Below are 23252 nucleotides of genomic sequence, written 5' to 3'. Positions count from 1 at the left end.
GTATTACGAGCTCCTGTGCGAATTGGAGAGAGCGCTCCCGCAAACTGCCTCTTGACAACTTATAGGAGCGTCGGTTTTAATATCATACTTTTCGGCATGGTTCGGGATATGCGTCCAAACGTAGGAGATGAGCCCAATTCGTGACGGACGGTATCCCGCCACCCCTCTTCGAGACAAAAATGATCCGTTTTCCTCCGTCCCCAAGGGACAATTTTCAAAACTACGCCGGATTACGGGGCCAGGATGCTGCAAGCCAACCATACCCTGCATTATCAAGAAACAATAAGCCATCTACCTGCGGGTTTAATTTCACTATTGGCACCATGGTCGCCAGTTGGCGATTCAGCCCCGTAAACCGGTATAGTTGCGATTTGGTAGCATTTCCCAGCAAACCAAATAGTCTCACCAAACGCAAAAAACCCGACCTCCGCATGGAGATCGGGCTTATAGGGCTCAGCAAAGCCGAACCTACACGGTCAAATGATCCGTAGCTTACATCTGCTCGGGCGCGGAAACGCCAACGAGGGTGAGCACCAGGGCGAGCGTCACGCGAACGGCGTCGCAAGCGGCCAGACGGGCGCGCGAAAGCTCGGGGTCGACGGGACGGCCCTCGCTCGGCAGAACCTGGCAGGCAGCGTAGAAGCTGTGGAAGTCGCCGGCGAGTTCCTCAGCAAAGTGCGTCAGACGGAACGGGGCGCGGTCGCGAGCGCAGCTGGCAATCAGGTCGGTGAGCTCGTTGAGCTTACGCGAAAGGGCGAGCTCGGTCGGGTCGGTCAGCAGCGAGTAATCGACGTTCTCACCGATGGCCTTGGCGGCAACGGCCTTCATGCCCATCTCGTCAGCCTGCTCGGGCGTAACGTCGGCGGCACGGCGCAGGATGGAGCACACGCGGGCGTGAGCGTACTGCACGTAATAGACCGGGTTGGAGTTGTCGCGCTTCTTGACGGCCTCGATATCGAAGTCGACCATCTGGTTGGAGCTTTTGGAGATGAGCGTGTAGCGAGCGGCGTCGGAACCGACCTCGTCGACGAGCTCCTGCAGGGTCACCATGGTGCCCTTACGCTTGGACATACGGACGGGCTTGCCGTTGCGCAGCAGGTTGACGAGCTGGCCCAGCAGAACCTCAAACTTGCCGGGATAGCCAAGAGCGTCGCAGACGCAGCGGACGCGCTCGATGTAGCCGTGGTGGTCGGCACCCCAGATGTCGATGACGTGGTCGACGCGCTGGAACTTATCCCAGTGATAGGCAACGTCGGAGGCGAAGTAGGTGTACTCGCCGTCGGACTTGATCAGGACGCGGTCCTTGTCATCGCCCAGGTCGGTGGAGCGGAACCACAGGGCGCCGTCCTTGGTGTAGAGGTAGCCCATCTTGTCGAGCTTCTCAAAAGCGCGGTCGACGGCAGAGGTGCCGGCGGTCTCGCCCTCGGTGTCCTTCACGTACAGCGAACGCTCGGAGTACCAACGATCGAAGTCGCAATTGACGGCGTGGCAGAGGTCGCGCATGTTGTCGACCATCTTCACATAGCCGCGCTCGCGGAAGCTCTCCATGCGCTCCTGAGGATCGGCCTCGACCCACTTATCGCCGTCGGTGCGCCAGAACTCGGCGGCCTCGTCGATAATGTAGTCGCCGCCGTAGGAGTCCTTGCCCAGGGTCTCGGCAAAGTTGTCCTGATACGGATGGGTCTCGGGATGCTCGTCGTTCTCGTCGGCAACAAAGGCGTCGCGGTCGGCGATCAGCAGCTTGTGAGCCTCGTCGATATCCACGCCCTGCTTGGCGATGATGTCGGCAAGCTGCATATAGCGCGTGCTGATGGAGTTGCCGAAGGTGTTCATCTGAGAGCCGTGGTCGTTGATGTAGAACTCACGCTGGATGTCGTAACCGGCGTGATCCATAACGCGGCAGAGCGAGTCGCCCAGCGCGGCCCAGCGGCCGTGGCCGATGTGCATGGGGCCGACGGGGTTGGCGGAAACGAACTCGACCTGGGTCTTCAGGCCACCACCGACGTTGGACTTAGCGAAGTCCATACCCTTCTCGCGAGCCTCGCCAAAGATGGCATTCTTGACGGCAACGGAGAGGTAGAAGTTGATGAAGCCGGGGCCTGCGATCTCGACCTTCTCGATCGCGGGGTCCTCGGGCATATGGGCAACGATGGCCTCGGCGATCTTGCGCGGGGCGCAGTGGGCCAGCTTGGCGGACTTCAGGGCCATGGTAGAGGTCCACTCGCCATGAGAAGTGTCAGCCGGTCGCTCGATAGCGCAATCGTCAAGTTCAAATGCGGAAAGGTCGCCGGCCTCCTGGGCCGCAGCAAGCGCAGCGCGTACCAGCTCTTCAATCTTCTCGGGCATAGATCCTCCTTGTGTTAAAGCCCCCGAGCTCTTGGTCACTCGTAGGGCAAAAGCCAGAGTTTGTAGCACTCTATCACAAGCGACGGGCACTGTCGCAGGGTAAAGCCAATCGATATTGCATATGCACAAAATTGACTACAGCTTGCATGGAGTCACTCAAAGATGCCAGTCTGCCTGCAGATTATGCAGGCGTTGAAAATGCATAAAGGTGTGAATGAGCTGCGCCTGTTATCGAATACTCTTACCTATCGGAGTTGTGTGCTTTTCCTGCATAAAGTAAGGGTTTGCGCACGTCAGCGTGTTATTCTAGACATACGTAAATTCGTATAAGTTGGAGGTAGCATGTTCTCAATCGGTCAACACGTCATTCATCCGGGTCAGGGAGTCTGCACCGTCGTCGGTTTTAGGGACGACACACCGCAGCCCATGCTACTGCTCGAGACCAAGCAGGGACATGCGCAGACGATCCTCATGTACCCCGTGGCGCAGGCCGACCGTTTGCACGCCGCCATCTCGCAGCAAGATGCCGAGCACCTGCTGAGCCACTATGACGAGCTGGAGTGCGACACTTTTACCGAGCGCAACAGTTCACTTGAGGAGACGCACTTTAAGCAGCAGCTCAAGCTGGGCGCGCCCGAGACGGTCCGCGTGGCAAAGACCATGATGCACCGCATTCGCCAGGCCGAGGAAGCTGATAAAAAACCCAGCTCCTACTACATGCGCGTACTCAAGGAGGCCAAACGCCGCTCCATCGAGGAGTTCGCCGTGGCCTTGGGCGTCACCGAGGAGGCCGCCGAAGCCCGCCTAGCCCAAGCCGCCCTCAACTAACCCATCCGCGCCAAAAACCACCACAAAGGGGACAGGCACCTTTGTGGTGGTTTTCTTGTTCTAGTAGTATTCATTCTTATCGATACCCACGAGCACAAGGAGTCTCCTATGGCAGAGCCGCTTACCGCCGGAATCACCCGCGACCGCGCGTTCGAACTGCTCAACGAGCACAACAAGGACCCGTTCCACATCACCCATGGCGAGACAGTCGAGGGCACTATGCGCTACTTTGCGCGCGAGTTCGACCCCGAGAACGAGGAGTTTTGGGGCATCGTCGGTCTGCTGCACGACCTGGATTGGGAGGAGCATGAGGACGACCCCATTAACCACACCATCTATGCTGCCGAGATTCTTGAGGGCGAAGGTGCGTCTCCCGAGCTCATTCGCGCCATCCAGACGCACACGTCCGACTTCAACACCTCACTACCCAAGCCCGAGCTGCAGATGGAAAAGATCCTGTTTGCCTGCGATGAGCTCACCGGCCTGATCGGCGCTGCCGTCATCATGCGCCCGAGCAAGAGCGTTATGGACTTTACGACTAAGTCGCTCAAGAAGAAGTTCAAGGACAAACGCTTTGCCGCCGGCTGCTCGCGCGACGTGATTTCGCAGGGCGCCGAGATGCTCGGCTGGGAGCTCCCCGAGCTCTTTGACCGCACCATCGCGGCCATGCAGTCCTTCGCGCCCGATCGCGATACCTTCCAGGCCTAACGACCGCGCAAGAAAACCGCCACAAAGGGGACAGGCACCTTTGTGGCGGTTTTTCTTGCGCGGTCGTTAGGGGCGGACCTGGCCGGTGCCTCGGAGCTTGTATTTGTAGGTAGTGAGGGCCTCGGCGGCAAAGGGGCCACGGGCGTGGAGCTTTTGGGTCGAGATGCCAATCTCGGCGCCCAGGCCAAACTCGCCGCCGTCAGTGAAGCGCGTGCTGGCGTTGGCGTACACGGCCGAGGCATCGACCGCATCCAGGAAGCGCTCGCAAGCGTCCGTGTCCTCGGCAACGATGGCCTCGGAGTGCATCGTGCCGTAGCGATTGATGTGTGCGATGGCCTGGTCCTCGTTTGCCACGACCTTCACGCTCATCTCGAGCGCCAGGTACTCGCGACCCCAGTCCTCCTCAGTCGCGGCGACGTAGTCATCGCCCTCCACAAAGCCGGCGTCGGCGCACGCGGCGCACGTGGCCTCGTCGCCGTGAATGAGCACGCCGTGATCGTGCAGCACGGCAACGACCGCAGGCAAAAACGCATCGGCCACAGCATGGTCGACCAGCAGCGACTCGGCGGCATTGCACACGCCTACGCGCTGGGTCTTGGCATTAACGATAATGTTGAGCGCCTTATCAAAGTCGGCGGATTCATGCACGTAGATGTGGCAGTTGCCCGTGCCCGTCTCAATCACCGGCACAAGCGACTCGCGCACGCAGCGCTGGATCAGGCCTGCACCGCCGCGCGGAATGAGTACGTCGACAATGCCGCGGAGCTTCATGAACTCGCCAGTGGCCTCGCGGTCGGTGGACTCGATCATCGACACGGCCTCGCGCGGGAAGCCCTTGGCCTCGAGCGCATCGGCCAGCAGCTCGGCGATCATGGCACACGAGTGATAGGCCAGCGAGCCGCCGCGCAGAATACAGGCGTTGCCGGTACGGATGCAGATGCCTGCGGCGTCGGCCGTCACGTTGGGGCGCGCCTCGTAGACCATAGCGACCAGGCCCAGCGGAACACTCACACGGGTCAGGTCCACGCCGCTTGCAAGCACGCGGTGGTCGAGCACGCGGCCCACGGGATCGGGCAGCTCGGCGAGCTTTTCCAGGCCGGCGGCCATGCCCTCGACGCGCTCAGGCGTCAGCAGCAGGCGATCGAGCAGTCCGGCCGAGGTACCCGCATCGCGCGCGGCGGACATGTCGAGCTCGTTGGCGGCGACGATGGAGTCGACACCGTTGCGCAGTGCTGCGGCCATGGCGCGCACGGCCTCCTGACGCTGCTCGTCGCTCGCCGTGGCAAGCGAGGCCGACGCTGCCTTGGCGGCAACGGCGAGATCGTGGACATACGTGGCTATATCGACCGACATGGGCGGCCCTTTCTCCTAGAAGTTTGCAACCATGGTAGCCGATTTGCGCATGGCCTCGCCCACGGCGGTAGAATTGGTCAACCCGAAACACCGCAACGAACGGAAGACTCACATGACCCTCATCACTTCGTACCACGTCCCCGGCCTTTATGTCGAGGACCACAGCATCGACGTCCCCCTTGACTGGCGCGGCCTGGAGCCGATGCTCCTGGCCGTCGGCAGCACCATGCGCCGCGGCGCTATGCCGGCACCCATCGCCGGCGCGCCCGAAAGCATCAAGCTCTTCTACCGCGTGATTTGCGCGCCCGACCGCATCAACGACGATCTGCCACTGCTCCTGTTTTTGCAGGGCGGCCCCGGCGGCGAGAGCCCGCGTCCGCTGTCGCCCACAAGCGATGGCTGGATCGAGGAGGCCGTCAAGCACTTCCGCGTGGTCCTTCCCGACCAGCGCGGAACCGGGCGCAGCAGCTGCGTGGACGGACGCACGATTGCCGCACTGGGCGAGCGCGCCGAGGCGGAAGGCTCCGATGCCACACGCTCGCAGGCGGACTTCCTCAAGCGCCACCTCGCCAGCTCCATCGTGCGCGATTTTGAGTACCTGCGCCTAGTGGGCTTTGGCGGCAAGCCGTGGGTCACGCTCGGCCAAAGCTACGGCGGTTTTTTGACGCTGAGCTATCTGTCGCTCTTCCCCGAGGGCGTGGCGGCAAGCTTTACCTGCGGCGGCATCCCCCACGTGCCGGCGAGCGCAAGCGAGGTCTACGCGCACACCTTCCCGCGCATGGCCGCCAAGACGCAGCAGTATTATGACCGCTATCCCGCTGACGTCGAGCGCGTGGCAGCCCTGGCCGATGCGCTCGAGGCTCAGAAGCCCGTGCTGTCCGATGGCTCGCCGATGACGGTCGAGCGCCTACAGCTCATGGGCAGCGACTTTGGCATGAAGCCGAGCTTTGAGCGCATGCATTGGATTATCGATCACGCTTTTGTTGACGGCGACGGCACGCTGACCTGCGGAACTTCGGTATCCGACAGCTTTTTGATGCGCGCCTTCGAGCGCACCAACACGCGTACAAACCCGCTGTACTGGACGCTGCAGGAGTTTATCTACGCCGACGGCGACACCATGCCCATTGGCTGGGCGGCCGCAGAGGAGAAGGCCCATCGTGCCGAGTTCGACACCCTCGCGCGCCCGCTCATGTTTACCGGCGAGGCCATGTTCCCGTGGATGTTTGAGCAGATGCCCGAGCTTATGCCCTTCAAGCCCGCCATGGACCTGCTGATGGAAGACACAAGCTGGGACAAGATCTACGACCCGCAGCGCCTGGCGTGCAACGAGGTGCCCCTGCAGGCCGCGGTGTATTTCGACGACATGTACGTGGATTCTTTCGACGACATGTACGTGGATTCGGGCCTGCAGCTTGATACGCTCAGCCGCGTGGGCAACTCGCATGCCTGGGTGACTAACGAGTTCGAGCACGATGGCCTGCACGGCAGCGTGGTGTTCAAGCACCTCTTCAACGAAGCCCTCAACCGAGGAGACCTGCGCCAGATCTTCTAGCAAAGGAGTGTCCCCACCTGCCGGCACAAAAAGAACGTCCCCAAGTGCCGAACAAGTGCCGGCAACGACAATGCCGCAGGTAGAGAACGGAAAGCGAAAACGCCCCTAAGCGAGCAAGGTGACGTGAAAGAGGAGGGCATTGACCTTTTGGTCATGCCCGACGATTGAACGTCAGATTGCCGCTTAGGGGCGTTTGCAGCGTCAATTGGTTATGCGAAGACGATTAAATTATCCCTGTGTATCGCCGGCTTCTCGGCCAGGTTAGCGAGCAGGCGGTTGCTGGCGATCTGGTCCTGGCGGCGGCCGGCGGCAAGTTCCAGCACGTCCGAATCGGCCTCGGCGATACCGCGGGCGACAACCATGCCGCTCGGGTCGCACACGTCGAGCACATCGCCCTCGGCAAACTGGCCATCGACCTCGCGAATACCCACCGCAAGCAAGGAAGAGCCACGGCTGACCAGCGCCTTCGCAGCACCATCATCGACCGTCACCGAGCCATGCGCCTTGTCGCCCAGTGCGATCCACAGCTTGCGGGGTGCGATGTCCAGACGCTCCGCCGGCGGATCGAACAGCGTGCCCACGCTCTCGCCGCGGGCGAGGCGCACGAGCGCATCGGGCTCCTCACCCGAGCAAATCACGCTCTGAATACCCGCCGTCATCAGGATGCGGCTCGCGCGAATCTTGGTAATCATGCCGCCCGTGCCCACCGATGTGGAAGAATCGCCCGCCGAGGCAATAATCTTGGCATCGATCTTATGTACGACAGGAACAAACTCGGCCGTGGGGTCCTCATGCGGATTGGCGGTATAGAGGCCATCGATGTCCGAGAGCGTCACGCACAGATCGGCAGAAACCAGGCAGCTCACAAGCGCCGCCAGCGTGTCGTTGTCGCCAAACTTGATCTCATCGACGGTAACGGTATCGTTCTCGTTGACGACCGGCACCACGCCAAGCTCCACGAGGCGCAGCAGGGCGTCGCGCGCATGCAGGTAGGACGTGCGACGGGCCGTATCGTGGCGCGTGAGCAGTACGAGCGAGGTGAGCAGGTCGCGCGCATGGAACTCTTCGTCGTAGGCCGACGAGATGATGCACTGACCGGCCGAGGCGCAGGCCTGCAGGCTCGGCAGGTCGCCGACTGGCTTGCGGTCGAAGCCCAACACGGGATAGCCGCAGGCGATAGCGCCCGAGCTCACCACGACCAGGCGCCAGCCGAGCTTGCGCAGGGCTGCGGCCTGATCGGCAAGCCCGCCGATAAAGGTGCGGTTGACCTTGCCGTCGGCGCCCACCACCGTGGACGAACCGATCTTTACCACCATCGTTTTATAAGAAGTCGTCATACGTCAAACCAATCGACTGTTCAGCGAACGGACGAACGGGCAAGCGAGAAAAATGATCCGTTTTCCTCCGTCGCATGCGGATCATTTTGCCCAGGGAAAGGCAGAGGCCGCGGCCATGTTCTTGCGCACGAGCTCGTCGCGTACCTGAGCCAGGCCCTGCTCCATGCCCACCACATAGGTCTGCGGGTACAGGAAGCGCTTGAAAGCTGCGTCCAGATGATCGAGCGCCCAAACACAGCGCTCGCGCGCGTCCTGGATGCTCTCACGCGGAGCCACTGCACTGCCATCGCGTACGATCGGCACCAGCAGCTCGCGATACTCAAGCTCCGACACATCGGTCACCAGGGCGGCATCATTCACGGCCACGAGGGTATTGCCGCGCGCGGCGCCCTCCCCCGCCAGATGGTCCTCGTCGTAGATCATGTCGCAGACCGGGCCGCCAAAGCCGTCGTAATAACGGCGCACGCGCTGCACGCCCGGGATCGTGCGCTTGTAGGGCTGCTCGGAGAGCTTGACCACCGGCGTCCATGGATCTGCCTCGCTCGCACGGCGGGCGGAAAGCTTGTACACGCCACCCAGCGCCGGCTGGTCATAGCAGGTCGCGAGCTTGGTACCCACGCCAAAGCTATCGATGGGCGCGCCCTGGTCCAGCAGCGACTGAATCGTGTACTCGTCAAGATCGTTGGAAACCGAGATCCCCACATAGGGCAGGCCCTCGGCATCAAAACGGCCGCGAACATACTTGGAGAGCTTGGCGAGGTCGCCGGAGTCGATGCGAATAGCCGACAGACGCTCGCCCACCGCCTCCATCTCCTTGGCAACCGTAATGGCATGCTCGCAGCCCTCGCGCACGTCATAGGTGTCGATGAGCAGCGTACAGTTCTTGGGGCTCGACTTGGCAAAGGCGCGGAAGGCCTCGAGCTCGGAATCGAAGCTCATCACCCAGCTGTGCGCATGCGTGCCAAAGACGGGAATACCATAGCGGCGGCCGGCGAGCACATTGGACGTAGAGGAGCAGCCGGCAACGTAGCTCGCGCGCGCAACGGCCAGGCCGCCATCGGGACCCTGGGCGCGGCGCAGGCCAAACTCCGCCACGGGGCGACCGTCGGCGGCGAGCACCACGCGCGCCGTCTTGGTGGCGACAAGCGTCTGGAACCCGACGATGTTGAGCAGCGCCGTCTCAAGCAGCTGGCACTCGAGCGCAGGACCGGTGACGCGCACCATGGGCTCGCGCGGAAAGATGAGCTCGCCCTCGGGGACGGCGTCAATATTTACATGCGCACGAAAATCGCGCAGGTAGTCGAGGAATGCGGACTTGAACATCGCGCCGCCGGCAGGGGCCTCAAGCGAGGCGAGGTAGTCGATATCCTCGGGCGTAAAGCGCAGGTTCTCGACGAGCTCGGGCAGCTCGGCGGTGCCGCACATGACGGCATAGGCGCTGCCAAAGGGATGGTCGCGGTAAAACGCGGTAAAACAACCCTGCTCATTGGCCTTGCCGCTCTCCCACAGGCCCTGGGCCATAGTGAGCTCGTACAGATCGGTGAGCATTGCAATGTCGGTGGGATGCGAGATGTCGGTCAAAGCCATGGGGCGACCTTTCGGATGTGTGGTGCAGAATTTGAGGGTTGGACGAGAGCAGAGCATGCGGACATGACGCCCGATGCGAGTCGGTTAGAGCAGGCCCATGCTGGTCAGGATCGTGTAGCCCATAAAGATGACAAACGCGATGAGGGCAAGGACAATGATGATTTTTTGAGCCGGCGCCATGCCAGGGATCTCGTTCTCGCCCATAGGCTCCTTGGAGGTAACCATGCGCTGGGCAAAGGTCATCTCGTCACGGCTCGGCTTGGGCTCGACGGACTTGGGACGGGCGGCCTTTTTAGGCTGAGGTTTGGGCGCGGCAGGTGCAGGCTTCGCAGCAGCGGGCTTGGGTGCGGGCGCGGGCGCCGATGCGGATGCGGCGTTCGCGGCGGCCTCCTCGGCCTTCGCACGCTCGGCACGCAGGGCAGCCAGCTCCTCACGCTCGCGACGGGCCTCTTCCCGAGCCTCGCGGCGGGCCTTCTCAGCGCGGAGCTCTTCCAACTCGGCGCGCTCCTCGTCGGACAATGGTTGGGACTCAAGCTCGGCCATGGTATAGCCCTTTCTTTTAAAAAAAGCCGCCGACACAATGTCAGCGGCTTATCAAATCCATGGGTGGAGACGAAGGGAGTCGAACCCTCGGCCTCTGCCATGCGACGGCAGCGCTCTCCCAACTGAGCTACGTCCCCAGGACAAGTCGATATTTTACCTACGGCTCGCCAACTGTCAACGCCCAATAACCAGTCTTTTTGGGACGCGGCTATTTTGACAACTTTTCGAACAGGCGATCCTCTCGATGATTTTTTAATCCCCGTCCCAGAAAAATCATCAGCGTGCGCTCTACTTTGCGCTGGTGAGGACGCCGGTGGTGTCGAAGGCGGGGGTGAAGCTCTCGTCTACCGCGCCGCCCTCTTGCCAGAACATTGTCGTAAAGCCCAGGTCGTCGGCATGGTCGAGCACCTGCTCGTACTCCTCGCGCGTCACGGCGCGCGCCAACTCGCCGCCCTGCTCGCGCATGAGCGCATTGGGCGTGTACTGGTTCATGACCGAGATCGGCACGTCGCCCACCGTCTGCCACACCAGGTCTAACACGCGGCACGAGTCATCCGCATGCCCCGGCAGCACCAGGTGGCGTACGATGATGCCGCGCTTCATGAGCCCGTCGTCATCCACCAGCTCTCCCCCGCGGCGATCGATCTCGCGCGCCATCTGGGCCAGACCCGACACGGCCACACGCGGGTAATCCTTTATATGGGAGAGCGACTGCGCAAGCGCCGCATCGGCATATTTAAAGTCGGTGAGCCACACATCGACCAGGTCGCCCAGCGCCGCCACGGCACTCGCGCGCTCGTAACCACTCGTGTTGTAGACGATTGGGATAACCAGTCCGCGCGCCCGTGCCGCGGCAATCGCGGCAGGCAACAGGTGCGCATAGTGCGTCGCCGTCACCAAATTGATGTTGTTGGCACCCTGGTCCTGCAGTTCCAGCATAATCTCGACCAGGCGCTCAGGCGAAATCTCAAGGCCAAAATTGCCGGTCGAGATCTCGTGGTTCTGGCAGTAGATACATTTGAGCGAGCAGCCGCTAAAGAAGATCGTGCCCGAACCGGCCTCGCCCGAGATAGGCGGCTCCTCCCACATATGAAGCGCGGCGCGGGCCACCTTGAGCGTGTCGTTAGCACCGCAGACGCCGTGCGCGCCCTCATCGCGCGCCGCACCGCAACGGCGCGGACACAAATGGCAGGCGGGCGAAAAAAGTTCGGTCAACGACGTCGGCATAAAACCATGCTCCAAAACAACGATTCAGCAGCTCAAACGTAAAGGGATCAACCCCACAGACGGCTCGAGCCCAAGGCGCCGTAATCGTCCGACACGATTTTTGTAATGTCAAGACTGGAATCGATAAAGTGCCGCTTTATGATGTAGGTATTCCGCCCCCCGCGGAGCAACTGGGTGAACCGTCGCGTTTATTTAGGGAGCCCACACAGTCGTACCTAGTACAGGTATCCTTCGTTGTTAAGGACGCTGGAACAGTCGATGAGGGCACCCACCTGTTTTAGGTGGGTTCATTTTCGTAACGTGGGGGGTGGTTTTCTTTTGCCGAAAATCACCATTACAGTCCATATGGATCCCCGCCGGCATCCCGACAAGCCATCGACAACATCCCAATATCTGGTAAGCGCGTGATTATCGCTGCGTGCAATTCCATGTACCCCCCTTGGTCGAGTATTATGGTTCGGCTATGCCCTTTGCGCATGGCGTTCTTCTGACCTTTTCCTTCGACGCTTGGCGGTTTTTAGATTCATGGCTTCATCCCCGAGCTACATACCGTACCTATGCGTGGCAGCGGCGGCCTTTATCACGACCTTCCTCGCGGTGCCCCTGGTCAAGCGCTTGGCAATTAAGCTCGATGCCGTCGACTATCCTTCTAAGCGCCGCATCAACACCAAGCCCATCCCGCGTTTGGGCGGAACGGCGGTGTTTTTGGGCCTGGTCGTCGCCTGCACTGTGCAAATCCTAGGCACCTGGTACCTGGGTTGGCCGCCCGTTTTGGTGCCCCACCCCCGTCTGCACATCAGCTACCCCATGCTGGCGCTCTCCTTTACCGTCATCTTTGCGACCGGCGCTATCGACGACGTCTTCCAGCTCACGCCCAAGCAAAAGCTGGCCGGACAAGTCCTCGCCGCGCTTATCGCCTGTATCGGCGGCCTAAAAATCGGCGTCATCGTCAACCCGTTTGCCCCCGGCGAGATCATGCTCGGATGGCTCGCCTACCCCATCACCGTAATCTATCTGGTGGCATTCACCAACATCATTAACCTCATCGACGGCCTCGACGGCTTGGCCACGGGCATCTGCGGCATCGCGTCGTTCACCATGTTTTCGATGGCCGTTCTCTCGGGCCGCATCGACGCCGCCGCGCTCTCCATTGCGCTCTTTGGCGCCTGTCTGGCCTTTTTGCGCTACAACTTCAACCCCGCAAGCATCTTCTTGGGCGACTCGGGGTCGCTGCTTCTGGGCTTTGCGCTGGGCTCCATCTCGCTGCTCAACGTGAGCCGCACCGCCGCACTCACCTCGCTTATCATCCCGCTCATCGTTGCCGGCGTGCCCATCATCGACACGTTTAGCGCCATTGTGCGCCGCAAGCGCGCCCACATTAGCATCGGGCAGGCCGACAAGGGCCACATCCACCACCGCCTGATCCAAGAAGGCTACAACCAAAAACAGGCCGTGCTGCTCATCTATGCCTGGTGCATCATGCTTTCGGCCGGCGCCGCCGCGATTAACCAGGTCGAGGTGCCCATGCGTGTGCTCATCTTTACCGTGCTCGCCATTGGCTCGGCGGCCTTTGCCAAGCATCTGCATCTGTTTGAGCCCGTGCTGCGCCACCATTACAACAAGCGCACGCACGAGGACGAGCTCGTCACCCCCGACGACCCCGCTTTTAAGCAGGAGGAGCAGGCAGCCGAGGAGCGCAAAGAAGAGCGCCACCACAAGCTCTAGGGCAAGCTGCCAAGGATGTGCCAAGGCACCGTTGGCCAAGCGCGGCCGCGCCGCACCCACCGCACAAGCCACCCCTCTCCCGCCCCTCGCCTACTTACGTCCCGCCCCTCCAATAAACGCGTTATCATCTTGACCCATGAACATACGTTAGGAGCAATCATGCCAAACGAGAACAGCTACGAAGTCGCGCTGCAAAAGAGCAACGCCATTCGCGAGGGCCTGGCCAATACGCCCGAGAAGTTCACCATGCTCACCGGTGATCGCCCCACCGGCCGTCTGCACCTGGGCCACTACTTCGGTACCCTCAAGGGCCGTGTTGAGCTGCAGGACATGGGCGCCAAGACCAACGTGCTCATCGCCGACTACCAGGTCATCACTGACCGCGACACCACCGAGCACATCCAGGACAACGTGTACAACATGGTCATGGACTACCTTGCCTGCGGCGTCGACCCCGACAAGACCATGATCTACGCGCACTCCGCCGTGCCCGCCGCCAACCAGCTCATGCTGCCGTTCCTGTCGCTGGTGTCCGAGGCCGAGCTGGCGCGCAACCCCACGGTCAAGGCCGAGATGGAGGCCTCGGGCCACGAGCTTACCGGCCTCCTGCTCACCTACCCGGTGCACCAGGCCTGCGACATCCTGTTCTGCAAGGGCAACGTGGTGCCGGTCGGTCGCGACCAGCTGCCGCACATCGAGCTCACCCGCACCATCGCCCGCCGCTTTAACAACCGCTACGGCAAGGTGTTCCCCGAGGTCGAGGCGCTGCTGTCCGAGACCCCGCTGCTGCCCGGCCTGGACGGCCGCAAGATGAGCAAGAGCTACGGCAACGCCATCAATATTTCGATGACCGCCGAGGAGACGGCCAAACGCATCAAGAAGAGCCAGACCGACTCCGAGCGCATGATCACGTTCGATCCCGAGAACCGCCCCGGCGTGTCCGGCCTGCTTTCGACCGCCGCCATCTGCACCGGTCGCTCCGAGGTCGAGATTGCCGAGGAGATCGGCATGGGCGGCTCCGGCCAGCTCAAGAAGTACGTGACCGAGGCCGTCAACGAGTACTTCGCGCCGATCCGCGAGCGCCGTCAGCGCTACGAGAACGATCTGGACTATGTAAAGGACGTCCTGCACGAGGGCAACCGTCGCGCCAACGAGATCGCCGATCAGACCCTGGCCGAGGTTCAGGACGCCATGGGCATGGTGTACTAGATCGATCTGCTGGCTAGAACTTTCGATTGCTATAGGGCGGGCGCTACGGCGTCCGCCTTTTTTGGTGCCCGACCGGTTCGGCTCTGCCCATTGCACTCCCCCGACAAACAGGAACAGGCTCGCTGGCAGTTAGTTGCCAGCGAGCCTGTTCCCGAAGTACACCGTTGAATCGCACAGAGGGGAGGAATGCGAATCAAACTCAACAGGGCAGGCTTTTTCATCGCCTATGGCCTGCTCCGTTGCTGAAACCAATATAGTTCACCGTGGTTTACTTTGTAGCGGCAATAAACGCCGCCACACCTTCTCCATAAGTTAGCTCAGGTAAACTAAAACCACCACAAAGGGGACAGGCACCTTTGTGGTGGTTTTGACACGAACGAGCCGCTACAGCCCGGCAGACCAACGACAGGCACCCAGATCGACGTGCCCGGGATCGGCAAACGTCACGCCCTCCCCTAGCAAAAGCTCACGTTGAGCATCGGGGCCGCCAAACGCAAAGCCCTCGCAAATGCGGCCATCGGCAAACACCACACGATGGCAGGGAATCTGACCAGGGCGCGGATTGCTATGCAGGGCATACCCCACGTACCGCGCACTTCGTGGACGACCGGCGAGCAGCGCCACCTGGCCGTACGTGGCGACCATCCCCTCGGGAATCTGCTCGACCACCTCGTACACCCGCTCAAAAAAGCCCTCAGACGCCATTGCTCGCTCCCTTCCACCCGGAATAGCATAAACCACCACAAAGGTGCCTGTCCCCTTTGTGGTGGTTTATGGCAAGTCGGTTAGTTGGCGGGCTGGAAGAAGGCTACGGCCACGGCACCGGGGCCTACGTGGGTGCCGATGGTGGCGCCAATGGTGTGGACAGGCAGCTCGCCCTCTGTGTGGCCAGCCCACAGCGCCGCACTGTCCTCGATATACTTCTTGAGCACCGCATCCGAAAGGCCCGTATAGCCGAGCGCCAACGGCATGGAAAAGTCGATGCCGCCTGCCTTTTCGACCTTTTGGTTCAGCAGGTTACGGCCGTTCTTGGAACCGCGCGCCTTGCCCAGCTGCACGATCAGGCCATCCTCGGCGGCCACAACAGGCTTCACGTTGAGTAGCGTACCCACGGCGCCGGCCGCAGCAGACAGGCGACCGCCGCGCACCAGGTACTCCAGCGTCTCGAGCAGGCCGATAACGACCACGCGGTCGCGCACGGCCTCGACAGCCGCCGCGATCTGAGATGCACTGCGGCCCTCGTCCACCAAGCGCAGCGCATACTCGACCAGGACGCGCTCGCCCAGGGTGACGTTGTTGCTGTCTACCACGAACACGTCGCCACCTGGCGCCTCGGCAAGTGCGATACGGGCACTCTGATTGGTGCCTGATAGCTTAGCGCCCACGGTAATAATCACAGCCTCATCGCCGGCTTCACGAACCTCGGCGATGGCCTGCGAAAACGCGTACGGGTTGACCTGGCCGGTCTTGGGCAGCTCATCGCGCTCCACGAGCATCTCGTAAAAGCGCTGGTGATCGATGTCGATGCCATCCATGTACACATCGGTGCCAAAGGTGACGGACAGCGGCAAAACGGCCAGTGCTGGGTGCTCGGCCGGCGACATATCGCTTGCGGAATCGGTAATAATGCGGACGGACATAGCGAATCCTTTCTTGCGCAGGTCCCGCGCAGGGAATTTTGACAGCAAGGCCCCGGCACGGTATACGCGCTCAAACAGGACGATGCAGTTCTTGGCTGAAAGCTAGCGCCAGCGCGGCTCTAGATCTCGCGCAGGGTGTTGAGAATCGTGCGCAGCGACGCATACATCTGCTCGCGCTGCTCCACGCCCATAGCCTTACCGGTGGTATCGAGCACCTCGCGAATGATGCGGTCCGCCTCGCTCATGCTCTCGCCGCCTAGAGCGGTCAGGCGCACCGGAGCACGATACTTAACGGCGGCATCGCCCGAATCATCGACCTCGACGTAGCCGCCCTCCTCCAGATGCGCGAGCGTGCGCGAGACGGCGGCACGGGTCACGCCTGCCATGCGAGCCAGGTCAGCACCAGTCAGACCGTCCTTGCTGCGCTCAAGATAGTACAGGCACATAACGTCGGAGCCCTTGAGGCCCAGCCTTGCGCCCTCGGATGTCTTAATGCGCTGGATCTCCTTGTAGAGCCCGCTGATCAGTCCGACAAAGTCCTCGAAACGTGTCTCGTCGTTCTGCTGCATGGGAGACGACCGCCTTTCGCTTGCATGATGCTAACGGGTAAACATCTTAGCCGCACAAGGCAACACCCATACCCAAATATCCCATTTGTTAACCCATCAACATAAAAACCACCACAAAGGGGACAGGCACCTTTGTGGTGGTTTGGGGCATCAATAGGTTCTAGGCGTCGCTACAGCTCCACGCAGGGATTGTCGCGGGTCACAAGCGTCTTAACGACAACCGTCGCTCCCAGATAACGCTCGAGCAGCTCGGCTAAGCGATCGATCGCGGCCTGGCAATCCCACATCCGCTCGGGCTCCACGCACTCAATCGCCAGGAACGCATCGGCCGAATCGTCGGACAGGGCCGTTCGAACGCCGTCGCGCCAGTTCCAGCAGCGGCACACGGCGCCTGCATCGTCGATATAGGCAAGCTCGCCGGGCAGCGTCGGATCATCCGCCTCCTCGCCAAGTGGCAAGAACACGTCGCCGCCGTCTGTCACCTTCAAGCGAAGGTCTCCCTCAATCGCATGCAAATCCTCGCCTCCCACGGGCAGCGCATAGGTCAACGAAATCGTGTTGTAGATATCCACCGCCGGCGTAATATGACCGACCGGCTTGCCCTTGAGCACGCGCTTGAGCAAGTTCTCGATCGAGCAGCGGGCGCCCTTTTTGGTCTTAAACAGGCGATAGGCCTCGCGCCATGCCTTGACCGGCGCATTCTCGCTGATCGTGTCGCTGGTCAGGTGGCGCTCCGCATCGATGTTGGCACGGTCGAGCAACGCGGCGATCGCATCCACATCCTCCTGGGAAATCTGAGCCGCGGGCTTCATGCCCTTTACGACCACGACGCCGACCGCCGCCTGCGGAAACAACTCCCAAAATGAATCCTCGGCAATAAAGCTTTTCATACGCTCTCCCTTCATCGTGCGCGCCCGAGCGAGGGCGCCTAAACAAAAAGCGCCCTTACGACGGCCACCTTCAAAGTCCTACGGTGCCGTCACAAGAACGCTTGCGCTGTCCCCATCCGGAGAAGGGGACGATATGTCAGGCGTATTGTAACCCGAGTCATCCACGCGAGCAAAACCACCACAAAGGTGCCTGTCCCCTTTGTGGTGGATATGGACTCACGGCGAAGCTAGTGGCGAAGTCCCAGCAGCCCGCGGCCGCGATGACGGGCGTCGGCGTGTACTTGAACGTGCGGGCCGGCGGCTTTGACGGACTCGGGCAGGTGCGAGTACTTCTTCTCGAAGTTCTCCTCGAACATCACCGCTAGGTTGTGCGCGGCCTCGTCATAGCGCGCGGTGCTCTGCCAGTATTGGCGCGGCACCAGGATGCCATCGGGCACGCCGTGGCACGTCGTGGGAATGTCGACGTTAAAGATGTCGTCGTGCACGAACTCGCTGTCCTCGATGGTACCGTCGAGGGTGCGCGCGACCAGCGAGCGCGTGTAGGCAAGCTCGATGCGATGGCCCACGCCGTAGCCGCCGCCGATCCAGCCGGTGTTGACCAGGTACACGCGCGTGCGGCCGTCGGCAATGCGCTCGCCAAGCATCTTGGCGTAAACCATGGGGTCGAGCGGCATAAACGGCTCGCCGAACAGCGAAGAGAACGTGGGCGTGGGCTCGGTGACGCCGACCTCGGTGCCGGGAATCTTAGCCGTAAAGCCCGTCACAAAGTGGTACATGGCGGCGTCGGCCGTCAGGCGCGAGATGGGCGGCAGCACGCCAAAAGCGTCGCAAGTCAGGAACAGCACGACACTCGGAGTGGTGCCCATGCCCTTAGTCCACGCGTTAGGAATGTGTTCCACGGGATAGGCCACGCGCGTGTTGTGCGTGATCGAGATGTCGTCGTAGTTGGGCTTGCGGTTCTCGTCGAGCACCACGTTTTCGCAAATGGCGCCAAAACGGACGGCGTTGAAGATCTCGGGCTCGTGGAAGGCGTCCAGGCCCTCGCATTTGGCGTAGCAGCCACCCTCGATGTTGAAGATGCCCATGTCGGACCAACCGTGCTCGTCGTCGCCGATCAGCAGACGCGTGGGGTTGGCCGAAAGCGTGGTCTTGCCGGTGCCGGACAGGCCAAAGAACACGGCAGTCTCGCGCGTGACGGGATCCATGCTGGCCGAGCAGTGCATGGGCAGCACGTCGTCCTCGACGGGCAGTAGGTAATTCATGACGCTGAAGATGGACTTTTTGATCTCGCCGGAGTAGCCGGTGCCAGCGACCAGAATCACGCGTTCCTGGAAGTTGATGACCACGGCGGCGCTGGAGTTGAGGCCCTTGATGGCGGGGTCGCACTGGTAACCGGGCGCTGCGAGCACGCAGAAGTCGGGCTCACCGGTGCGCGCGATTTCGCGGGCGAGCGGACGGGCGAGCATCTGCTTTATAAAGAGTGCCTGGCTGGCACGCTCGCAGGCAACGAGCAGCCGACGCGTGTGGTTGCGGTCGGCGCCTGCCATGCCGCGGGTGACGAACACGTCGCGCTCGTTGAGATAGTCGACGATGCCGGCCTTGATGGCCTCATAGCTCTCGACGGACAGCGGGCGGTTGACGGCGCCCCAGGCAATCTTGTCGTGAACATCGGGGGTGTCGACGATAAAGCGGTCATTGGGGGAACGGCCGGTACGCTCCCCCGTCTCGATCACCAGCGCGCCGTTGGATGCCATGCGGCCTTCTTCGCGGCGGATAGCGTGCTCGACGAGCTCCGCGGCGGGTAGATCGACCAGCAGACGGGGCTGATTCTCGGCGGGATCTTCAACGAGCGTAATACCAAAGTTGGACAAAACTTCTGCAGGGGTAACACCAGGCATGGGGCCTCCTTTAAAAACGCGACACATGGACGCGGCGCGCACTTTACTCACGTAAAGCCCGTTGTACCCGATATGCAAAAACGTTTTTGCGGCAAGGGCGGCAAGCCCGCCCAACGGTCAAAAATCGCAGGCAAGCGGCCTAGTCATTGGGGACGTTCTTAAACGACTAGTCATTGGGGACACTCTTGAACAGGCAACATCCAAGGAGCGTCCCCGGATGCCGGCACTTAGGGACGTTCCCAAAGTGCCGGCACATAAGGAACATCCCTAAGTGCCGACTACAGCGGCAGGCCTTGGCCGAGCATGGCTATGGCGCTCATCAGGACCAGCATGCCGGCAGCGTAGGGCAGCACCGCGCCCAGGAGTTCGGCATCCTTACCGCGCACGTGCACGGCGGCAAGACCAATGGCGAGGGTCTGCGGCGAGATCATCTTACCAGCGGCGACGCCCAGGGCGTTCAATGCGACCATCCAGTAGTCGCTCACACCCAGCGCAGTGGCGGCCTGGCTCTGAATGGGACCAAACAGCATGCCCGAGGACGTGCCCGAGCCGGTCACGAACGCACCGACTGCGCCGATCCACGGAGCCAGAATCGGGTAGAGACCGCCGGCGACCGCAATGCAAAACGCACTGATCGACGAAATCATGCCGGCATAGCCCATCACCTTGGCGCAGCCCAGTACCGAAAGCATCGTGATCACCGTCGGCGTCATCTGCTTCACAGTCGCGGCCAGCACCTCGCCCATCATGCGCGGCGAAGCGCCCTGAATGGCACCGCCGACAAACGCGGCCAGGAAGATCCAAACACCCGGTGTGTTAATCCACGAAAACGTAAGCGTACCGGGGTTCTCGCCGCAATACACCTGCACGTGGCTTGCAAAGGGCGCAAGCGCGGCATGCACGGCGGGCACCAGGTTGGACGTACCCAGCAGCAGTACAAAAATCAGAATGAAGCACGACCAGGCCGAAAGCGCCGATTTAACGGTGAGCTGTTCGCCGGCCTCGATATTCATATGGAAGCGCGCGTCCAGATGCCCCGACTTCTCGGCACGCATGGCAAGCGCAGCTGTCAGCGCGAGCGACACGATGGAGCCCACGACCACGGCAAGCTCAGGGCCCACAAACATGGCAACGACCAGAGCCGCGCCGACAAACGACACGCCGGAGAGCAACGCCACGCCGGCAACACCGTGCAGACGCTCGCCCACACTCGCGGCATTGCCCTGGTCATCGGCAACACGGCCCGCAACCAGCACAATAAATAGCGGCATCACCACAAAGAACGGTGCGAGCTGCACCAGCTGAACGGTCGCTAGGTGAAGGGAATCCAAACCCACCAGGTCGGCAACGGACACCGTGGGGATGCCGATGGAGCCGTAGGGCGTGGGCACGCCGTTGGCCAGCAGGCAGATGAGCACGGCAGGCACGGCCTCAAAGCCCAGGCCCGCGAGCATGCCGGCGGGAATGGCGACAGCGGTACCGAAGCCGGCCATGCCCTCCATAAAGCCACCGAAGCACCAAGCCACGAGCAGCGCCAGCAGACGGCGGTCGCTGCTGATGGAGGTGATCATGCTGCCGATCACGTCCATGGCGCCCGTACGAACGCACAGGTTATACGTGAACACCGCGGCGATGATCACCAGGACGATGGGCCACAGAGCCATCAAAAAACCTTCGAGCGAGGCGGTCGCGATCTGCGCTGCCGGCAGGTGCCACCATGCGAAGGCAAGCAAGCACGAAAGGACAAACGATCCGATAGCGGCCTTCCAAGCTGGCCATTTAAAGCACAGCAGCATCACGACCAGCCAAATAATCGGCACAAGAGCCAGTAAGAATGCGGCGACGTCCATAGGTAGAAGCTCCTTGGTACCGCGTGGGCGGCATCGGGGGTGTCACAAAACTTCAACAGGATACCGCACGTTTACCGACAAATTACAGCCGCCCGCCGAAATTATTGAACAATCCGTTCAAAAACACGAGCGAACACCGTCGCGTCTATACTAAAGCGCAGCAATAGAAAGGACTCCGCTTTGAGCATCACGCCCCTCGATAGCATTCGCCGCGCCATCGCCCGCCGCGACGGCACCTCCAACCCCGCTGCATCGAGAGACGGCGCCGCGAAGGCCCAGGGCGGCCGCATCGAGAACGGCCTCTTCCCCGCCTCGCACACTGCCGAGGAACTCGCACGCATCCAAGAGCTGAGTCAGCGCAACGCCGGCGGGCCCGATAGCAGCCAAGCCACACGTCGCCGGCGCGAACGCGATCGGGAGCCCGGCCCCGTCCGCCGCATGGTCAACGCTTGGTGGAACCGTCTGCTCGGCGCCGTCTACGGCGGCGGGTTCTCCACGCAAGAGGCTGAATACGAAGAGCACGCCACCAGCCGCGACTATCTTTGGAACACCCTCGGCACCGCCGTGTGGGGTCTGGCGTTTCCGTTGCTCACCATCGTGTCTACGCAGCTCGTGGGCGCCGAAGAAGCCGGCAAGTTCTCCATCGCCTTTGTCACCGGCACGCTCATCATGATCGCGTGCAACTACGGCGTGCGCAATTTCCAGGTCTCGGACATCGACGAAAAGACGTCCTTTGCCTCCTACCAGCTCAACCGCTGGCTTTGCGGAGCGCTCGCCCTAGGCTGCGGCCTCATGTATAGCAGCGCCCGCGGCTATGACACGCAGATGGCGACGATCGGCCTGGGCGTCTACCTGTATAAGGTCATCGACGGCGTCGCCGACGTGTACGAAGGCCGCCTGCAGCAGGCCGACAAGCTCTACTTGGCTGGAATGAGTCAAACGCTACGCTCCGTCGGCGTCATCGCGGTCTTCAGCGTGGCGCTGCTCCTCACGCGCAGCATGCCCATCGCGGCCATGGCCATGGGCGTCACCGCGATCGCCTCGCTCGTGCTGGTCACCGCGCCGCTTGCCCTGCTCGAGACCGAAAAATCGCGCCGCGTGAGCCTGCGCGAGGTCGGCCACCTGTTTGTCCAGTGCGCTCCACTCTTTGGCGCGCTATTCCTGTTCAACCTTATCGAAAGCATGCCCAAGTTTGTGATGGAAGGAACACTGGCCTACAAATACCAGCTGTACTTTAATGCCCTGTTTTTTCCAGCTCAGGCTATTCTGTTGAGCATTGGATTTGTCTATAAACCGCAGCTCCTGCGCTTGTCGAGCATTTGGGCTAATCCTCGTAAGCGTCATCGCTTTGACCTGATTATTGTTGCCGTTATGGCGCTGATCGTGGTCATCACCGGCGCGTGCGCCGCATTTATGGCAGGTCCCGGTATTCCCCTCATGAGCTTTATGTACGGTCTCAGCTTTGAACGCTACCGTACGCTGGCGCTGCTGATGGTCGTCGCCGGCGGCGTCACCGCGGCCATCGACTTTATCTACGCCATCATCACGGTGCTGCGCCACGCTGGAGACGTCACCAAGATCTACCTGATCTGCTTTGCCGTGAGCGTGGTGCTCCCGGTGATCCTGATTAAGCTGCTGGGTCTGATGGGCGCTGTGGTGAGCTACCTAGCCATCATGGCCCTACTCCTGGTGCTACTGATTATCGAGTACGCCCACATCCGCCAACGCATCGAGAGGGACCGGAATCCGTACGGCGCCTAATTGCGGCGATGGGAGCAGCTAATTTGCGGTGGAATCACCCCGGCTGGGGTCTCGTTGCGGACACGCAAAACTAAGTGAGTAGACTTTTACCGAATCCCGGACCACACCGACAAAGCACAAGTCCGTGACCTGCACTGATAATTGTTCTCGGGGGAAGCGGGCACTGCGGGGCGCGGCAACGGCGCGCGATTTCCGCGTCGCAGCGCTACCCTGATGCTGAATGCCG

Annotated in this window: 18 protein-coding genes and 1 tRNA gene; 6 read left to right on the top strand and 13 right to left on the bottom strand. The window is 61.5% G+C overall.

Annotated elements, in window-relative coordinates:
- Positions 1–492 precede the first annotated feature (492 nt).
- Positions 493–2346, bottom strand: a complete 1854-nt coding sequence (argS, locus tag I1969_RS10190; RefSeq protein WP_118206450.1) for an arginine--tRNA ligase — start codon at positions 2344–2346, stop codon at positions 493–495.
- 342 nt (positions 2347–2688) lie between these two features.
- On the opposite strand from argS, the gene I1969_RS10185 reads away from it, so the two are divergent.
- Positions 2689–3174 (top strand): CarD family transcriptional regulator, encoded by a 486-nt coding sequence (locus I1969_RS10185; protein WP_006235480.1) that lies wholly within the window; start codon positions 2689–2691, stop codon positions 3172–3174.
- A 108-nt stretch (positions 3175–3282) separates the two neighbouring features.
- Positions 3283–3882: an HD domain-containing protein gene (locus tag I1969_RS10180; RefSeq protein ID WP_161145052.1), complete on the top strand. Its 600-nt coding sequence runs from the start codon at positions 3283–3285 to the stop codon at positions 3880–3882.
- A gap of 66 nt (positions 3883–3948) precedes the next feature.
- On the opposite strand, the gene I1969_RS10175 is transcribed toward I1969_RS10180, so the two are convergent.
- Positions 3949–5235 (bottom strand): glutamate-5-semialdehyde dehydrogenase, encoded by a 1287-nt coding sequence (locus tag I1969_RS10175; protein ID WP_035137234.1) that lies wholly within the window; start codon positions 5233–5235, stop codon positions 3949–3951.
- Positions 5236–5347: 112 nt separating this feature from the next.
- On the opposite strand from I1969_RS10175, the gene I1969_RS10170 reads away from it, so the two are divergent.
- Positions 5348–6790: an alpha/beta fold hydrolase gene (locus I1969_RS10170; protein ID WP_195235028.1), complete on the top strand. Its 1443-nt coding sequence runs from the start codon at positions 5348–5350 to the stop codon at positions 6788–6790.
- A 209-nt stretch (positions 6791–6999) separates the two neighbouring features.
- On the opposite strand, the gene proB is transcribed toward I1969_RS10170, so the two are convergent.
- The 5 genes from proB to I1969_RS10145 all read right to left on the bottom strand — a co-directional run bounded on the left by proB (position 7000) and on the right by I1969_RS10145 (position 11484).
- On the bottom strand, positions 7000–8127 hold the full coding sequence (gene proB / locus I1969_RS10165; RefSeq protein ID WP_195235027.1) for a glutamate 5-kinase: 1128 nt from the start codon (positions 8125–8127) through the stop codon (positions 7000–7002).
- Positions 8128–8208: 81 nt separating this feature from the next.
- On the bottom strand, positions 8209–9714 hold the full coding sequence (locus I1969_RS10160) for a nicotinate phosphoribosyltransferase (protein ID WP_195235026.1): 1506 nt from the start codon (positions 9712–9714) through the stop codon (positions 8209–8211).
- An 84-nt stretch (positions 9715–9798) separates the two neighbouring features.
- Positions 9799–10257 (bottom strand): hypothetical protein, encoded by a 459-nt coding sequence (locus I1969_RS10155; RefSeq protein WP_006235473.1) that lies wholly within the window; start codon positions 10255–10257, stop codon positions 9799–9801.
- 64 nt (positions 10258–10321) lie between these two features.
- Positions 10322–10394: transfer RNA gene (locus I1969_RS10150), tRNA-Ala, on the bottom strand.
- Between the two features lie 151 nt (positions 10395–10545).
- Positions 10546–11484 (bottom strand): radical SAM protein, encoded by a 939-nt coding sequence (locus I1969_RS10145; RefSeq protein WP_138374925.1) that lies wholly within the window; start codon positions 11482–11484, stop codon positions 10546–10548.
- A 525-nt stretch (positions 11485–12009) separates the two neighbouring features.
- On the opposite strand from I1969_RS10145, the gene I1969_RS10140 reads away from it, so the two are divergent.
- Positions 12010–13209: an MraY family glycosyltransferase gene (locus I1969_RS10140; RefSeq protein WP_195235025.1), complete on the top strand. Its 1200-nt coding sequence runs from the start codon at positions 12010–12012 to the stop codon at positions 13207–13209.
- Between the two features lie 159 nt (positions 13210–13368).
- Positions 13369–14418 carry a tryptophan--tRNA ligase gene (trpS, locus tag I1969_RS10135; protein ID WP_195235024.1) on the top strand — a complete coding sequence of 350 codons (1050 nt, stop codon included), beginning with the start codon at positions 13369–13371 and terminating at the stop codon, positions 14416–14418.
- Between the two features lie 384 nt (positions 14419–14802).
- On the opposite strand, the gene I1969_RS10130 is transcribed toward trpS, so the two are convergent.
- The 6 genes from I1969_RS10130 to I1969_RS10105 form a co-directional block, all read right to left on the bottom strand.
- Positions 14803–15123, bottom strand: coding sequence for an MGMT family protein (locus I1969_RS10130; RefSeq protein ID WP_195235023.1), 321 nt, complete (start codon positions 15121–15123; stop codon positions 14803–14805).
- 80 nt (positions 15124–15203) lie between these two features.
- Complete coding sequence (locus tag I1969_RS10125; RefSeq protein WP_195235022.1) at positions 15204–16058, bottom strand: DegV family protein; 855 nt, start codon at positions 16056–16058, stop codon at positions 15204–15206.
- A 119-nt stretch (positions 16059–16177) separates the two neighbouring features.
- Complete coding sequence (locus I1969_RS10120) at positions 16178–16627, bottom strand: MarR family winged helix-turn-helix transcriptional regulator (RefSeq protein WP_022093866.1); 450 nt, start codon at positions 16625–16627, stop codon at positions 16178–16180.
- 170 nt (positions 16628–16797) lie between these two features.
- Positions 16798–17517, bottom strand: coding sequence for a B3/B4 domain-containing protein (locus tag I1969_RS10115; protein WP_195235021.1), 720 nt, complete (start codon positions 17515–17517; stop codon positions 16798–16800).
- Between the two features lie 227 nt (positions 17518–17744).
- Positions 17745–19415, bottom strand: a complete 1671-nt coding sequence (pckA, locus tag I1969_RS10110; RefSeq protein WP_195235020.1) for a phosphoenolpyruvate carboxykinase (ATP) — start codon at positions 19413–19415, stop codon at positions 17745–17747.
- A gap of 278 nt (positions 19416–19693) precedes the next feature.
- Positions 19694–21265, bottom strand: a complete 1572-nt coding sequence (locus I1969_RS10105) for an L-lactate permease (RefSeq protein ID WP_195235019.1) — start codon at positions 21263–21265, stop codon at positions 19694–19696.
- A gap of 180 nt (positions 21266–21445) precedes the next feature.
- Between I1969_RS10105 and I1969_RS10100 the strand changes: the two genes are divergently transcribed.
- Positions 21446–23026 (top strand): lipopolysaccharide biosynthesis protein, encoded by a 1581-nt coding sequence (locus I1969_RS10100; protein ID WP_324248661.1) that lies wholly within the window; start codon positions 21446–21448, stop codon positions 23024–23026.
- Positions 23027–23252: the final 226 nt, after the last annotated feature.

It is taken from the genome of Collinsella aerofaciens (assembly GCF_015548375.1).
In the GTDB taxonomy this organism is placed as follows: domain Bacteria; phylum Actinomycetota; class Coriobacteriia; order Coriobacteriales; family Coriobacteriaceae; genus Collinsella; species Collinsella aerofaciens_AB.
Note: the sequence above shows the minus strand (reverse complement) of the source record. Positions and strands in the feature narration are given on the sequence as shown.